Below are 14,101 nucleotides of genomic sequence, written 5' to 3'. Positions count from 1 at the left end.
AACCACGAAATAGGCCGATCCGTCCATTCAGGAGGGTTCGGCCTATTAACAGTTATTTGTTTCACTGAAGCGGGATGCGGAGACGGAACTGCTGTGTATCCTTTGAATATGAGAAGGAATTAGCCACAATCTTGAGCCGGTCGGATGGCTGCACTGGCGGAAAAATCAGCTTAAAGGCTAATTGATCCCGGCTAATGCGCACCGGCTGTCCATTGGGTAAGATCGTCTGCCCCTCTTTCTCCTCCAATCTTAACGGGGTTATCTGGCTCATGACCTGACTGGCTTCATAGTACACAACGGTCTGCTTCTCCTCATAATCAACGGAAGTCACCTTCACCGTGCCTCCTTCAACGCCCTGAAGCGTTATAGGGAACGCTCCATTCAGGTGCTGACGGTCCACCGCCCGCTTCACTTCTCCATTTTCCAGGGATTCAGTAACGATCAGGGTCACATAGGCAGGCTCTGGATTGAGCGCTGTCAGCGGTGTGAAGTTGAAATAATAGTAGTCATTGGTGGCCCCTCCGCCCTGATCTGTATACAAGGTGCCTTTGTCATCTTCGAGCAGCACGTTCAGCTTCTCACGGGGATACAGATTCCGCACAATCACCTGTGTATTGACCGGGCCAAGGATCAGCTTCTCCAGCGTATATAGTGACTTCCTGTAAGTGAAATTCAGATCCTTCGGATACACTGTGGAGGTCAGCGCTTTACTCTTGCTTGCATCCAGCGGGATGGTGAGATCCCAATTTCCTTTGGTAGCTCCGATAGCATCAATGGTCATATCCAGCGTCAACTGACTAGGCAGGTCCTTATCGCCGAAAGATTGCCGTGTGGTGCCTACAAAGGTATGGTCTCCTGTAATCGTGAAATCGTGTGTGGAAATCGACTGCGGTTCATGATCCCTCAGCTGGAGGTCATAGTAGACTTCCGCGTCCTGTTCTGTAATCGGCGGTGACGATTCCGGATAAGTTACCTCGTAATTTAGCACCAGCTGAATCCCGTCATAATACACCTCTGCCATTTCAAAAGTTATACCCTGGTCTCTGGCCTCAAGCCCCACAGGGCTGCTAAGCTGCTTCTGCTCAATGACTTTGAAGTTCGCCGTGTACACATCTTTCGCATACAAATAATCGAAGAATGGAATGACTCGCAGCGCCTCTGCTATCTGGGGGGAGACGAATCCGATCCCCGTAATTGATCCGGCCGTAACAGCCAGCACAGCTGTGGCTACGATGATCCACTTTTTAAACGGTGACAACCGGCGTCGATCTCTCCTCCCTTCCGCATTCCCTTCAGTATGTAGTCTCCACAATTCATCAAAATGAACGGAAGAAGGCATACTGTGTATCATGTGTTCAGTTTCTTTCTGTAATTGTTCAATTAATCCGCCGGATTCTGCATTCAGCCTGTCCTTAGCTGTCGTCACTGGATTCCCTCCTTCATCATCAGCAGACCCGGGTCAAGCTCGCCGCACTCTCTTAGCTTATTCAGTGCTGCATGAAGCCTGGACTTGCAAGTTCCCAGCGGAATACTCAACACCTCAGCGGTCTCAGGCAATGACAATCCGGCATAATAGTGCAGCGTAATTACTTCCCGAAGCTTAGCTGACAGGTTACTGACCGCATTCCACAGCTCCAGCTGATTCTCACTATGCACAGCAAGGCTCTCTGCCGAATACTCTGCTCCCTCCTCCGGGACTCCGGCAACCAACCTCATCCAGGTGAACCTGCGCAGCTGATTGCGGGTAATATTGACGGTAATCCGGTAGAGCCATGGCCGCAGAGGCCTGGAGGGATCATACAAATGGTATTTGGCAAAAGCACGCAAAAAAGTCTCCTGGGTGATATCATCTGCCAGCGCCCGCTGCTTGGTCATCATAAGCACAATGCCATAAATGTAGGAAGAGTGGGCTTCAAACATCTCTTGGGCCTGTTGCTCTGTGATGGGGTATTGCTTCACTCGCTCTCCCCCTTATCGCTTTATTAGATATACACTTTGACCCCGGCAATCCGTTCGATTTGCGTTTCAGATAATTACAGGCAGGTTATGGATGAAGGAGGGCTTGACCTCAATCAGATCGAAGAAGGAGTGTGTGATCTATGCCTGAAAATAAAAAAATTATTCTCGAACCAGCAGCGCAGAAATTCGCTGACGATAACGCAAAGCCTCCCTTTCTGCCCGATCTGGGCCCGGAAAAAGGCCGTGAAACAGTAAATACCGTTCAGGCTGGCTATATCGACAAGCCCGAAGCAGATCTGCAGGATCTGACTATTGCGGGTGGTCCAGGCGGTGAAGTGAAGGTTCGGATTGTCCGTCCAGTCGGCACTTCCGATACTACCCTGCCGGTCATTCTATACATTCATGGTGCAGGCTGGGTCTTCGGCAACAGCCACACCCATGACCGGCTCATCCGCGAGCTGACTGTTGGAACGGGCGCTGCCGTGGTATTCCCGGAATACAGCCTGTCCCCGGAAGCTAAATACCCTACCGCTATTGAAGAAATCTACGCCGTCCTGGAATGGATCGCTGCGGAAGGCTCCACCTATGGACTTGATGCCTCCCAATTGAGTGTAGCCGGAGACAGTGTCGGCGGCAACATGACGGCTGCCATCACCCTCATGGCCAAAGAACGCGGCGGTCCGGCTATCTCCAAGCAATTGCTGTTCTATCCGGTAACTGACGCTTCCTTCGATACAGAATCATATCATCGGTTCGCAGAAGGCTATTTCCTCCAGCGCGAGGGGATGAAATGGTTCTGGGATCAATATACCACTGATCCTGACGAGCGTGCACAGATTACCGCCTCTCCGCTGCGGGCCAGCCTGGACCAGCTTAGCGGTCTGCCGGAAGCCCTGATCATTACCGGTGAAGCCGATGTGCTCAGGGATGAAGGCGAGGCCTATGCAGACAAGCTCCGAGAAGCCGGAGTCCCTGTCACAGCCGTGCGGTTCCAGGGCATCATCCACGACTTCGTGATGCTGAATGCCTTAGCAGATACTAACGCCAACAAAGGAGCATTGCTGCTGGCCACCGCTTGGCTGAAGCAATAATCTCCTGCGACATAGTAAAGAAGCCCGCAGCGGTATAGTATTCCGCTGCGGGCTTCTTTAAGTGTATAGCTGCTTGCCGATATATCCTCTATTTCCGCTGAGAGTAGAACTCCACCGCCTTGATCAGCATATCCTTCAGTGAACCGAAGGAAGTGGTCTTCGCTACATGCTCATCCAGCTGACCCGGCGGGAGCGACTTCATCTCCTCTGCGGAGCCGGCAGCGAAGCCCCCTTTTTGCAGCAGATCCTTCAAGGACTCGAACGGAGTGAACTTTTGCAGAAAAGGATTCGACAGCAACTGATCGAGCGGCAGCTTCTGCAGCAGTTGATCAAGCGGCAGCTTGTCCAGCGGTAACTTTTGCAGCAGCTCTACGGCCCGCCCATCTTTGAGGGAACCGACCACTCCTTGTATTTTATCGCCTAATCCTCCAATGTTGAATCCCATAAGGTCACCCTCCTGAATAATTGTAGTTGGTCCTTATTACCCTGAATTGTGACAAGCGAATTACATGAGTTAACATAATATTGGTTATGTCACTTCGTTTCACCCGACTGTACGCAGAAACTCCCCAATTCTCTGTGCAGCCTCCAGGAGCCGTTCTTCCTCCTCTACCAGCGCAATCCGCACATCCCCTTCCCCCTGGCTGCCAAAAGCATCTCCGGGAATCACCGCTACCCCGGTTCTCAACAGCAGATCATGAGCGAAACGGCGTGATCTTCCGGCTTCTCCTTTAACCCCGTAGGCGTCCGGCAGCCTTGCCCAAATAAACATAGTCGCTTCCGGCGAAGGCACCGTCCACCCTTCCCGACGCAGCGCTTCAACCACAAGATTCCGCCGCCGCTCATACAGCACAGCCACGCCTTGGTCTGGCCCGGAGGCCATCGCCTGCTCCAGCGCTGCAACCGCCGCTTCCTGAACCGGCTCGAACACGCCATAATCCACGTTGCTCTTCAACTCATGCAATGCTCCCACTGCCTCAGCATTCCCCGTCATGAAGCCGATGCGGCAGCCGGCCATGTTGAAGCTTTTGGAGAAGGAATGAAATTCAACGGCAGTGTCCCGTGCTCCGGGTACCTGCAAAATGCTGATCGGCCGGTAACCCTCAAAGCCCATCTCTGAATACGCCAGGTCATGCACGACCAGCACCTCCCACTTACGGGCAAGCTCCACGAGCCGCTCCATGTAAGCCAGATCCACCGTAACCGAAATCGGATTGCCCGGAAAACTGAGCAGTATAAAAGAAGCTTCGCGCCAGACCTCGTCGGGAATACTCTCCAGATCAGGACGGAACGCATTCTCCTCCAGAAGCGGCAGCGGCCAGGCTCTGACCCCTGCTAACGCCAGCGCACCTGAATAGATGGGATAGCCGGGGTCCGGCACAATCGCCAGATCGCCGGGATTGCAGACGGCCAGGGCCAGGTGAGCCAGTCCATCCTGCGAGCCCATTAATGACACGATCTCCTTCTCTGGATCAACCTCAACCCCGAACCGCCACTGCATCCAACTCGCCGCCTGATTCCGAAATGAGATGCTTCCCTCAGATGACGGATAAGCGTAGCTATCCTCCCGCAGAACTGCATCACTTAAAGCCTGACGAATCTCAGGCAGAGGCGCCCGGTCAGGGCTGCCAATGCCAAGATCGATGATGCCCAGTCCCGATTGCCGGGCCTCAGCCTTCCAGGCGGCCACCTCGGCGAAGATCGAAGATCCCAGATGCGCCAGCTTGTCTGATCTCCATTTATGCTGCTTGCTGCTATGTATCAATGGATTCCCTCCAGCATACTTTTTTCAATAGTATAGCACGGGTTCGAGACTCTTAAGAGGAGAAAGAAACGGTGAACGCAATTTATGGTTGTAAATCCCATTAATAATATATTATTCTATGAAATTCACTCTATTTGAGGCGACAACTAGTGCGAGAAATGATATAAAAATCGATCTGAAGTAAAACAGCGTATAATTTATGTTATACGCTGTTTTTTTGGCGCAGATTGCCCGTTTTTAACAAGAGTACAAAGCATGAGCCTTTACTCATAGAAACGGCCGCCTCATCCCTAAGGATGGCGCAGCCGTTATTGCTTAACTATTAGCATTCATTGATTCAGCCTCTTCGGTTATATATTCCATGTTGGACAGTCCTGTCCGTACACAGAGTCCCCAGCCGAACTGCTCTGTGTTCATCACTTCAGCACGAATGGTGTTCACTCCGGCTCTCCACTGAACGGGCACCCTGGCATAATCTGAATAGATACGCCCATCACTCACAGGAGGCTTCCAACACCAGGTTCCCTGGTAGATTTCTTCTTCATTAACCCACACACGCACTTGGTCACTGAAACCAAGTGTTATATAACTATCTGCCTCTTCCGGGATATGAAAGATACTTTTTGCCTGCACCACGTTTGTTTGCTTCGCTGTGAAGCAGCGATTGAGGTTCAGGACTCCATTCTCTTCTACAACAGCTGTTCTCCAGTCGCTCCCTGATGATGCGGAAACCATCCATTCGGTTACAACGGTATCTGCGGACAGACACTTCAGATCAGTTTCAATTTTCGGGATTGGGACCGGTTGAATTTCTTCGACCGTAAGATTGCGTATGTAACAAGGAGCAAATCCCCAGAACCCTATCTTTCCGTCAGGAACTCCGTGCTGAAGATTAGGAATCACTAGTTGAGGAGCTGTCTCTTCCCCCATATAGACCCTTGCACCTTCCGGCTGCACCTCCACGGCGAAATTCACCCATTTCCCCGTCATATTGGGTAACGGCTTCTGATACTTAGTGCCATTGTAAATTTGCCAGGTCATCGAGCCATTCATAATGGGATCGTATTGAATTTCGATTGGAGCCAAATAGACCAGCTCATAATTAGTTACATCCTTAGCACCGAATATAAGCCCTACAAAGCCAACTTCTCCCGGAATCGCAACCTCAGCTTGAAGACGATAGCAGGGAAAAGTAATGTCCTCACTAAGAAAAACGGCGGAACCGGCTTGTTCAAGATACGCCGCTTGACGGCCCTTATAACTCCCCGTGCGGACATTGGAGTCTCCCCGTTCAAACCGGTCCAAATCATTCCATAAGGTAAAAGATAAGTCTGTCATTTGGTCCTCCTCTGTTGATTAGAGTTCTGTAATTATAGGCAGAAATTCGTTTATGAAACTCACGATTCTCGCAATTTCAATTTACCAAATTTATGTAAAGGGGTATATAGATTCATTGGATTATGCGGGCCAACAACAAATTATGCCCTCCCTCGAATCGCCGCTGATTTCCAGGCATAGGATAGATTATTCCAGACGAAAGTGGGAGTACACATGTCCAAAAACAAACGCGGCAAAGCCCTCTGGCGTACACCTTCCCGGGCAAGGGGCACCTGTCCGGTCTGCGGCAGTACCCGGATTAAACTGCTCTATATCGGCAAAGATCCTGAGGGGAAGCAGCTGGCCGTCTGCAAGAAATGTGACGGTAAACAGCAGAAAGCGGTATGAGTCCGGCTTAGACGCTACCCTCCCAGCACACAAAGAAACGGCTTGCCGTCCATTTCGGACAGCAGCCGTTTCTTTTGTTAACTGCTGAAACCCGGTTTCACCCACAGCTTGGAAATGTCCAGGAATCCGAAGGACCCGGCCTCAAGCCCGAACAGACTCTGGCTAAATTGCGCCTGCTTGTTCATGTGGCAGCCATACAGCACCCAGCAGTCATCGCGCAGCTTGCTCTCCGCCAGATCCAGCAGTTTCGCGCGGTCCTCCGCCGCCAGCCGGGAGAAAGGCTCCAATGTCTCCGCTAACTCCGCCTTCTGGCTGTCCAAGAGAAGATCATGCAGATAATTGGATTCATTGTGGAAATAATTAATCATTCCCCATTGCCAGTCATCCTCCAGCACTTCTTCGCAAATGAAGAGATCCGCATGGTGAATCAGCTCTGGCAGACCATATTCGGTGACCGGATACAGCACAAGATTCAATCCGATCTTCCTGCCGCGTTCCAGCAGCCATAGCGCCTCCTCCTGCTCCTCCTTGCGGGTGCGGTAAGCCAGCTTCAGCTCTTCCCCTTGGTATCCGCCTGCTTGAAGCAGCGCCTGAGCTTCTTCCAAGGGAGGCTCGGTGAACAGATGCCCGCTGCTCCGCCAGGGAAGGAAGCTGTCCGCCGGCAGACTCCGGCTCCCTCCAAGCTCCCGGACCATGGAGAGCGGGTTATAGAGTATTCTCAGCACCTGACGGATAGCCAGTTGATGATGTATGCCGGCCCTTCTGAAGTTGAACATAATGTAGCGGCAGCCAAGTGAAGGATATTCAATGCTGTGGCCCTGAACCTCCTGAGCAGCAGTAGGCCCCCCTTGGTCGGCGCTGGCATCCGTAAGCTGGTACTGGCGCACGCTTGAGGCTAAGTGCGGCAAATACCAGATTTCGACCCGGTCCAGCAACGGACGGATTCCGTAATAGAGATCAAATGCGCCAAGCACCAGCACATCCTTGCTCAGATCGAGCACTTGATAAGGTCCTGTTCCGACCGGATGCTGTGAGAAATCGGCATCATAAGGCAGAATAGACATATAGATTGAGCTGAACAGATGAAGGAAGAATAGATTAGGCTGCTGCAGATCGAAGCGGATGCGGTAATCACTTTCCAGCTCCACATGGGCAATATCCTTGAAGTGACAAGAGGCTGGACTCCCAAGGTTAATTAGACGCTGCAAGGTCTCTTTGACATCCCGTGAGGTCATCATCCGGCCATGATGGAATCTGACCCCTTTGCGCAGATAGAACAGATAACTGGTGCGGCTCTCGTTGGCCTCCCATGTATGGGCAAGCCCCGGCTGAAATGCTCTGCTCTGCGCATCATAGGTAATCAATGTACTGCAAATATGCCCGAGCAGGTACGTCTCAAAAGCGGTGTAAACGGTAGCCGGGTCCAGCTTCTCCATCGAACGGTTACGGGAAATGCGCAGCACCTCCTGCCCGGATGCTGAGTCCGGCTCACTCCGCAGGCCCATCTGCTTGTCAAGCACCGCCAGCAGGCGTTCCTTCAGCGGCTCACTTACCGGATACTCAGCCATCAGCTCAGTCGCATGTTTCATCCGGCCTTTGCTGACCATATCCTGGAACAGCTCCTCCAGCACCTCATCCCTGCTGCGCAGCAAAGTCAGCTGTGAACAGTGGCCTCTTCCTCTGCCGGGAACCCAAGCGATCAGGGCCTGCTCTTCCAGCCTCCGCAGGATGAACTTCACATTGCGCGGAGTGCAGCACAGGATGCCGGTCAATTGCTCAATCGTTACCGGAATGGGCTGCTGGATAGGATAGGCGGGGACCAATGCTGAAGCCAAACAGAGATAATGTGTGCTGCTGGTGTCCATATATCATGCTCCTTCTTAAAGGTGAAAAGTCTTCGGAGAATCTTACACTTTTATTTCCCCCTTTGATCTATACAATTATACCTAATAACTATGCAACAAGCATTACCCTTGTTAACCAAATTCAACACCCGCTAGGAGATCTGATCACTATGAAACAACATCTGCGGCACATTCATCCTCTGGCCTGGACCATCATCATCGGGACGATGTTCGGGCGGCTCGTAACTTCTATGAGCATTCCTTTTTTATCTATTTACCTGACACAGGTGCTTGGCGCTTCCGCCACCCAGACCGGCTTCACGGTAGCGGTCAGCTCGCTGGCCGGGGTGCTGATCAGCTTCTACGGCGGTTATATCTCGGATGTGATCGGGCGCAAAATCGTCATGCTGGTGTCGGTCTTCGGCTGGGCCTGTGTATTCTTCGGCTTCTCGGCGGCGCAGCATATCTGGGTGTTCTTCCTGGTGAACACGCTGAACGGGCTGTGCCGGGCCGTGTTTGAACCGACCTCGCGGGCACTGCTCTCGGATATTACGCCTCCCGATCAGAAGCTGCTGGTCTTCAACCTGCGGTATGCTGCGGTGAATCTGGGTGTGGTATTCGGCCCGATTATCGGCCTGCAGCTTGGCTCCGCCAAGTCCACCTTCCCGTTCATGATTGCCGGAATTGTCTATATCGCCTATGGCCTTGTTTTGTTCCTGCAATTCTCGGTCCACCGCGCCAGCCTGCCGGTTCACGGGGAAGCCCGGACACCGAAGCTGCTTGAAGCGCTATCTACGACCGGCCGGGACAAAGTATTTCTGCCCGTTCTGCTGGGAACGATCTTTTGTGTACTGGGCTACGGCCACTTCAGCTCGACACTGGCGCAGTACTTAGCGATGAACACCCATTTCAGTAATGGAGGAAAAGTCTTCTCTTACATGCTGTCGCTCAATGCTGTAACAGTACTGGTTGTGCAATACCCGCTTGTCCGCATATTCAGCCGCCTCCAGCCGGTGGTTCCGCTGATTCTGGGCAATGCCTGTGTTGCTCTTAGTCTGCTATTGTTCGGCTTACCCGGTGGAGTACCGCTGCTGATGTTCAGCGTAGTGTTATTCACTGTCGGAGAGGTCCTGCTGTTCACCATGATGGATATGCTGATCGACCGGATTGCCAAGCCGGAATGGAAAGGTACGTATTTCGGCACCATCGGCTTCAATAACCTTGGCAACGTCATGGCACCTATCCTGGGCGGGCTGCTGCTGGACCAGTTCGGAGCCGGGAATGGCCCTGCTGTGTTTGTGCCGCTGGCGCTGACAACGGCGCTTGGCTTGCCGTTCCTCATTACCGCGCATAAAAGGCTCCGCATCCGCGAAGCCGCCGAAGTAAGTGCAGCGCGGCAGGTTGGCGCTTAAGATGTTTGAGTCCTCAATAAACCCCGAACCTGCTGTGAAGCGGGTTTGGGGTTTATTTACTTTCATGCAAGTAACTCCTTGATAGTTAACATAATATTTATTACGTTACTAAATAGCGATGTACTTTAATCCACCCTGTTTCTAATTGCCGGCGTAGCACGAGCCCAACCGGATGCTGTTTTTCACACACATTCAGTCCCAGGTACCTTGCCCCAGTCGATTGTATGTTGTTTTTAACACACATTTAGCCCCCTGTACTTCACACCAGTCGATTATATGCTGTTTTTCACACACAATCAGTCCATGGTACCTTACCCCAACCGATTGTATGTTGTTTTCAACACACATTTGGTCTAGCTGCCAACGTATAGCCTGCTGTTCCCGCTTTTTTGCTTACAACACACACCGTAAGTAACGATGCGGGTCGCCCGCCCATCTTGATACTGCTATAACACAACCCCATCCCGCTTCAGCTGCTCCTGCAGCTGCGGGATGTCGAGCGCCTGCGGTTTCACCCCTGTGACGGCCGCGAGCGCTGCTGCCGTTCCGGCTGCCTGGCCCGTGGCCATGCAGCTTGGCGTCAGCCGGGTCGTGGCCAGCGCTTCGTGCGAGGTCGAGATACAGCGGCCTGCGGCCAGCAGATTGGACACATTGGCGGATAGCAGACAGCCGTACGGGATATCGTACGCACCATCTCCTGCGATGAAGGAGGCAGTGACTCCCTTGCCGGATGGATCGTGAATGTCAATCGGATAGCCGCTGCGGGCAATGACATCACTGAACTTGCGGCCTTCTACAACATCCTCTTTGGTCAACAGGTAGTAGCCTTTAATCCGCCGTGATTCGCGGATGCCGATCTGCGGCGCTACCGCTGAGATTGAGGCCCGTTCGAAGCCTGGAACGTCGCGCTTCAGAAACTCGGCCATGAGCAACACCTGCTTGCGTCCCTCCTGTTCCGCCAAGGTCAGATCCTCTGCACTCGTTGCGTCCAATCCCTGGACACGGGTGCAGTTGATCAGCACCTCGTCGTCAGCCGGTCCAGCAAAGAACAATACCTGGTCACGGTTAATCGGCACCTCGGCCCGTTTCCATTGCGAGTAGAAGCCGCTTACCCCGGTGAGCGGCAGGTCTGGCAGCTCGGCAATGGGCGTTTTGCTGTAGAACTCTTCAGGATGGCTGATCATATACGCTTTGACCTTGTGTAAATCAACACCGCGCATTCTGAACTTCATCGTCATCGGCTGGGAACGGTTATCCCCCTCCCGCCCTTGCAGCGTTTCAGCCCCGGACAGCTTGGCAACGTCGGCATCTCCGCTGCAATCCACGAAGATGCGCCCCGCGACAGGCGTTCGTCCAGATTTGTTCGTCACCACCACATGTTCAATCTCGCCGCCGCTGGCTACCACCTCATCCACAAAGCTGTGCAGCAGCAGCTTCACCCCGGCTTCGCGCAGCATATCTGTGGCTACCACCTGATAGATCTCAGGATGGTAAGGCGTCAGCGTATGGACGAAGCCGACCGTATCCCGCAGGTGGCCCGGCGAACCGCCGCTGGCCTGCAGCCGGTCTACGATTTCCTGGGCGATGCCCTTGATTACCTGCTCGCCGCTATCCGTATGAAAGGTCATCCACGGATAGACCATAGCAGCGGTGGACATACCGCCCACGAACCCGTAACGTTCGATGAGCACCGTCTGGGCCCCCAGCCGTCCGGCAGCGATGGCGGCCGTGATGCCTGCGGGTCCGCCCCCCACGACAACGACATCCGCCTGAATTGCAGGATTCATATCATCTACTCCTTTTCGGTAAGTGCTATTCCTTCCCGGTGTGCTATTCCTTAAGTCCCGTCATAGCCACACCCTCGATGAACCGCTTCTGTGCCAGGAAGAAGACGATCAGCAGCGGCACGGTCGCCATGACAGTAGCGCTCATCAGATAATGCCAGGCAGTGCCCACTTCGTCTGTGAACAGCGATAATCCAAGCGGTAAGGTCATCAGCTCGCGTGTATTGATGAAAATGAGCGGATCGAAGAATTCATTCCAGATGGACACGAACGTGAAAATCGTCAGCGTTGCCATGCCGGGACGGGCAATCGGCAGCATAATCCGCCAGTAAATGCGGAACCGGCTGCAGCCGTCGATCATCGCCGCCTCCTCAAGCTCCGTAGGAACGGTAATGAAGAATTGCCGCATCACGAAGATGCCGAACACCCCGCTTGCCCCGAAGATCGGCAATAGAATCAGCGGCAGATGCGTGTCGATCCAGCCCAGGTCGCGCATGAACAGGAACATCGGGATCGCCGTCACTTCATGCGGGATCATCATGGCGCTGAGCAGCACCAGAAATACGGCATTTCTTCCTGTAAAGGGAATTTTGGCAAACGCATAACCGGCCAGCGAAGCGAAAAATACCGTTCCCGCCACGACCACAAACGAAATATAGACGCTGTTAAAATAGAAGCGGTGAAACGGAATCAGCGTAAATACATCCACATAATTCTGAAACCGGAACACCGGCGGAATCAGCTGCGGCGGGTAGGTGAAAATATCCTGCGGCTGTTTGAACGAGGTGGACAGCATCCACAGAAACGGAACGAGCATAATCAGCGATATTACCGTTAACGCGGCATACACTCCTATTGCAGACCACTTTCGGCTGGTGTTAGGCGTCGCTCTCATTGAATACCCACCTCTTTCGCAGCTGCCACTGCAGCAGAGTCAAGATCAACACGACAAAGAACAACACAAATGCCAGCGCCGAAGCGTAGCCCATCTGGAACAGCTTGAACGCTTTTTCCCAGATGTAATAGACAAGCACCTTGGTGCTGTTGCTCGGCCCGCCCTGGGTCATCACATAGATCTGGCCGAACACCTTCAGTGAGCCAATCACAGTCATCACCACGGTCAGAAATACGGTTGGCGTAATCATAGGCAGGGTCACGTTAAAAAAGGTTTTGGTCTTACCCGCCCCGTCCAGCTCAGCCGCCTCGTACAGCGAACGCGATACCTGCTGGATCGCAGCGATGAAGAGCACCATGTTCAGCCCGACATTTTTCAGTACACTCGTCACAATAACGGCCGGCATCGCCAGCCTCTCATCATATAACCAGGCGGCCCCTTTAATGTTGAACATCATCAAGACCTGGTTGATCGGCCCGGAATCGGTGGCGAACATATACTTCCAGACAATGGACCATACAATCAGCGAGGTCATCACGGGAACGAAGATCGCGGTACGGAAGATGCCAATGCCCTTCAGGCTACGGGATAACAGCAACGCCAGCAAGAGAGCCAGCACAATGTTAAAGGGCACCAGACCCAGCGTAAAATACGCTGTATTGCCAAAGACCTTCCAGAACAGCGGGTCCACCGCAATATCCTTGTAATTATCCAGACCGACGAACCGGTGCCCGCCAAGCAGCGGCCAGTCATTCAAGCTCATATAGAGCGCCTTCCCCATCGGAAATAGTAATAACAACGTGAAACCGAGCAGCATGGGCGATATAAAAAGCCATCCGGTTACCTGTGCCTCACGGGCAAGCGGACCTTTAGTTCGTCTATTGACCTTTCTGTTCATACCGGAACTCACCGCCTCTAGCTCAATCTGTCGATGGCACTGCGGAACGAGCTGACCGCCCGCCGCAGTTCATCTTCTGTCTTGCCGGTCACCACCGCACCCAGCATAATCGCCTTCACTCCGGCACGCTGCAAGGCAGGGACATCGCCGGCAACCAGCTTGCGCTGGGATGGGACCAGCACGGGAAGGCCGGAATGGTCGGCCAGATACCGGTATTTCAGCAGGTCTGCTAAGCTGAGACCCGTACCGTATTCGCTGCCGGGCACAATGGACGCTTCAAGCGCCGTGATTCCGAACCGCACCCCCGCCAGAACCTGACTGAGATCATACGTATCATTTATAGCAAAGGTCCGGTCCAATCCGTGCTCCCCCAGCATGAAGGACGGCAGATGATGGGCATAGATCGAATAGAAATCGAACCCGAGCGGAGCAAGCCGCCGGATATCTTCCTCCGCCACCCCCTCCAGACTGCCGGAGGGAACTACGCCAAAGGGACCGTCAAAGGTAGCCCGAATCTCGCTAAAAACATCCTCATACCTGTCAAGCGGACCAAAATGATTGCCGCTGGCCCGGTGGCCGACATTAAAATGAACCTTTAGAGCATCTGCACCTTCCGCAAGCGCCGCCTTCGCCAGTCCCGCATCATTAGCAGGCAGGCTGACGACCAAGGACAGGCCGTTTTGCTCCAATCTTTGTTTCAATTTCCCCATATCCATTGCTCCTCCCAG

The 14,101-nt window shown here is 53.2% G+C and carries 13 protein-coding genes; 3 read left to right on the top strand and 10 right to left on the bottom strand.

Features of this window, described 5'->3' with window-relative positions:
* Positions 1 to 61 precede the first annotated feature (61 nt).
* On the bottom strand, positions 62 to 1,258 hold the full coding sequence (locus K1558_RS11265; protein WP_238651666.1) for a DUF4179 domain-containing protein: 1,197 nt from the start codon (positions 1,256 to 1,258) through the stop codon (positions 62 to 64).
* Between the two features lie 164 nt (positions 1,259 to 1,422).
* A complete protein-coding gene (locus K1558_RS11260) occupies positions 1,423 to 1,959 on the bottom strand; it encodes an RNA polymerase sigma factor (protein ID WP_238651665.1) in 537 nt (178 codons plus the stop codon).
* 140 nt (positions 1,960 to 2,099) lie between these two features.
* Here K1558_RS11260 and K1558_RS11255 point away from each other — a divergent pair, with 140 nt between their 5' ends.
* Positions 2,100 to 3,050, top strand: a complete 951-nt coding sequence (locus K1558_RS11255) for an alpha/beta hydrolase (RefSeq protein WP_238651664.1) — start codon at positions 2,100 to 2,102, stop codon at positions 3,048 to 3,050.
* Between the two features lie 88 nt (positions 3,051 to 3,138).
* On the opposite strand, the gene K1558_RS11250 is transcribed toward K1558_RS11255, so the two are convergent.
* From K1558_RS11250 to K1558_RS11240, 3 genes are all read right to left on the bottom strand, one after another.
* Positions 3,139 to 3,495 (bottom strand): hypothetical protein, encoded by a 357-nt coding sequence (locus K1558_RS11250; RefSeq protein ID WP_238651663.1) that lies wholly within the window; start codon positions 3,493 to 3,495, stop codon positions 3,139 to 3,141.
* Positions 3,496 to 3,594: 99 nt separating this feature from the next.
* Positions 3,595 to 4,815, bottom strand: coding sequence for an aminotransferase class I/II-fold pyridoxal phosphate-dependent enzyme (locus K1558_RS11245; protein ID WP_238651662.1), 1,221 nt, complete (start codon positions 4,813 to 4,815; stop codon positions 3,595 to 3,597).
* A 315-nt stretch (positions 4,816 to 5,130) separates the two neighbouring features.
* Positions 5,131 to 6,153 (bottom strand): hypothetical protein, encoded by a 1,023-nt coding sequence (locus K1558_RS11240; protein ID WP_238651661.1) that lies wholly within the window; start codon positions 6,151 to 6,153, stop codon positions 5,131 to 5,133.
* 213 nt (positions 6,154 to 6,366) lie between these two features.
* Between K1558_RS11240 and K1558_RS11235 the strand changes: the two genes are divergently transcribed.
* On the top strand, positions 6,367 to 6,540 hold the full coding sequence (locus K1558_RS11235) for a hypothetical protein (protein WP_238651660.1): 174 nt from the start codon (positions 6,367 to 6,369) through the stop codon (positions 6,538 to 6,540).
* A gap of 77 nt (positions 6,541 to 6,617) precedes the next feature.
* Here the strand turns inward: K1558_RS11235 and K1558_RS11230 are convergent, their stop codons facing one another.
* The gene (locus K1558_RS11230) at positions 6,618 to 8,405 is read right to left on the bottom strand and encodes an ABC transporter substrate-binding protein (protein WP_238651659.1); all 1,788 of its coding nucleotides are present in this window, start codon (positions 8,403 to 8,405) and stop codon (positions 6,618 to 6,620) included.
* 149 nt (positions 8,406 to 8,554) lie between these two features.
* Between K1558_RS11230 and K1558_RS11225 the strand changes: the two genes are divergently transcribed.
* Positions 8,555 to 9,796 carry an MDR family MFS transporter gene (locus tag K1558_RS11225; RefSeq protein WP_238651658.1) on the top strand — a complete coding sequence of 414 codons (1,242 nt, stop codon included), beginning with the start codon at positions 8,555 to 8,557 and terminating at the stop codon, positions 9,794 to 9,796.
* 446 nt (positions 9,797 to 10,242) lie between these two features.
* On the opposite strand, the gene K1558_RS11220 is transcribed toward K1558_RS11225, so the two are convergent.
* From K1558_RS11220 to K1558_RS11205, 4 genes are all read right to left on the bottom strand, one after another.
* Positions 10,243 to 11,583: an FAD-dependent oxidoreductase gene (locus tag K1558_RS11220; RefSeq protein ID WP_238651657.1), complete on the bottom strand. Its 1,341-nt coding sequence runs from the start codon at positions 11,581 to 11,583 to the stop codon at positions 10,243 to 10,245.
* A gap of 43 nt (positions 11,584 to 11,626) precedes the next feature.
* Complete coding sequence (locus K1558_RS11215) at positions 11,627 to 12,475, bottom strand: carbohydrate ABC transporter permease (RefSeq protein ID WP_238651656.1); 849 nt, start codon at positions 12,473 to 12,475, stop codon at positions 11,627 to 11,629.
* Positions 12,459 to 13,238, bottom strand: coding sequence for a carbohydrate ABC transporter permease (locus K1558_RS11210; protein WP_238651654.1), 780 nt, complete (start codon positions 13,236 to 13,238; stop codon positions 12,459 to 12,461). The genes K1558_RS11215 and K1558_RS11210 overlap by 17 nt, the downstream gene beginning before the upstream one ends.
* A gap of 152 nt (positions 13,239 to 13,390) precedes the next feature.
* A complete protein-coding gene (locus K1558_RS11205; protein WP_238651653.1) occupies positions 13,391 to 14,083 on the bottom strand; it encodes a hypothetical protein in 693 nt (230 codons plus the stop codon).
* Positions 14,084 to 14,101: the final 18 nt, after the last annotated feature.

Source organism: Paenibacillus piscarius, from assembly GCF_022234545.1.
GTDB lineage: Bacteria > Bacillota > Bacilli > Paenibacillales > Paenibacillaceae > Paenibacillus_AQ > Paenibacillus_AQ piscarius.
This window is presented reverse-complemented; position numbering and strand designations above follow the sequence as displayed.

Excerpts from the sequence above, each read along its gene's own strand:
- K1558_RS11255 (WP_238651664.1), top strand. The coding sequence starts at position 2,100 with ATGCCTGAAAATAAAAAAATTATTCTCGAACCAGCAGCGCAGAAATTC.
- K1558_RS11250 (WP_238651663.1), bottom strand. The coding sequence starts at position 3,495 with ATGGGATTCAACATTGGAGGATTAGGCGATAAAATACAAGGAGTGGTC.
- K1558_RS11240 (WP_238651661.1), bottom strand. The coding sequence starts at position 6,153 with ATGACAGACTTATCTTTTACCTTATGGAATGATTTGGACCGGTTTGAA.
- K1558_RS11235 (WP_238651660.1), top strand. The coding sequence starts at position 6,367 with ATGTCCAAAAACAAACGCGGCAAAGCCCTCTGGCGTACACCTTCCCGG.
- K1558_RS11230 (WP_238651659.1), bottom strand. The coding sequence starts at position 8,405 with ATGGACACCAGCAGCACACATTATCTCTGTTTGGCTTCAGCATTGGTC.
- K1558_RS11225 (WP_238651658.1), top strand. The coding sequence starts at position 8,555 with ATGAAACAACATCTGCGGCACATTCATCCTCTGGCCTGGACCATCATC.
- K1558_RS11220 (WP_238651657.1), bottom strand. The coding sequence starts at position 11,583 with ATGAATCCTGCAATTCAGGCGGATGTCGTTGTCGTGGGGGGCGGACCC.
- K1558_RS11215 (WP_238651656.1), bottom strand. The coding sequence starts at position 12,475 with ATGAGAGCGACGCCTAACACCAGCCGAAAGTGGTCTGCAATAGGAGTG.
- K1558_RS11210 (WP_238651654.1), bottom strand. The coding sequence starts at position 13,238 with ATGAGCTTGAATGACTGGCCGCTGCTTGGCGGGCACCGGTTCGTCGGT.
- K1558_RS11205 (WP_238651653.1), bottom strand. The coding sequence starts at position 14,083 with ATGGGGAAATTGAAACAAAGATTGGAGCAAAACGGCCTGTCCTTGGTC.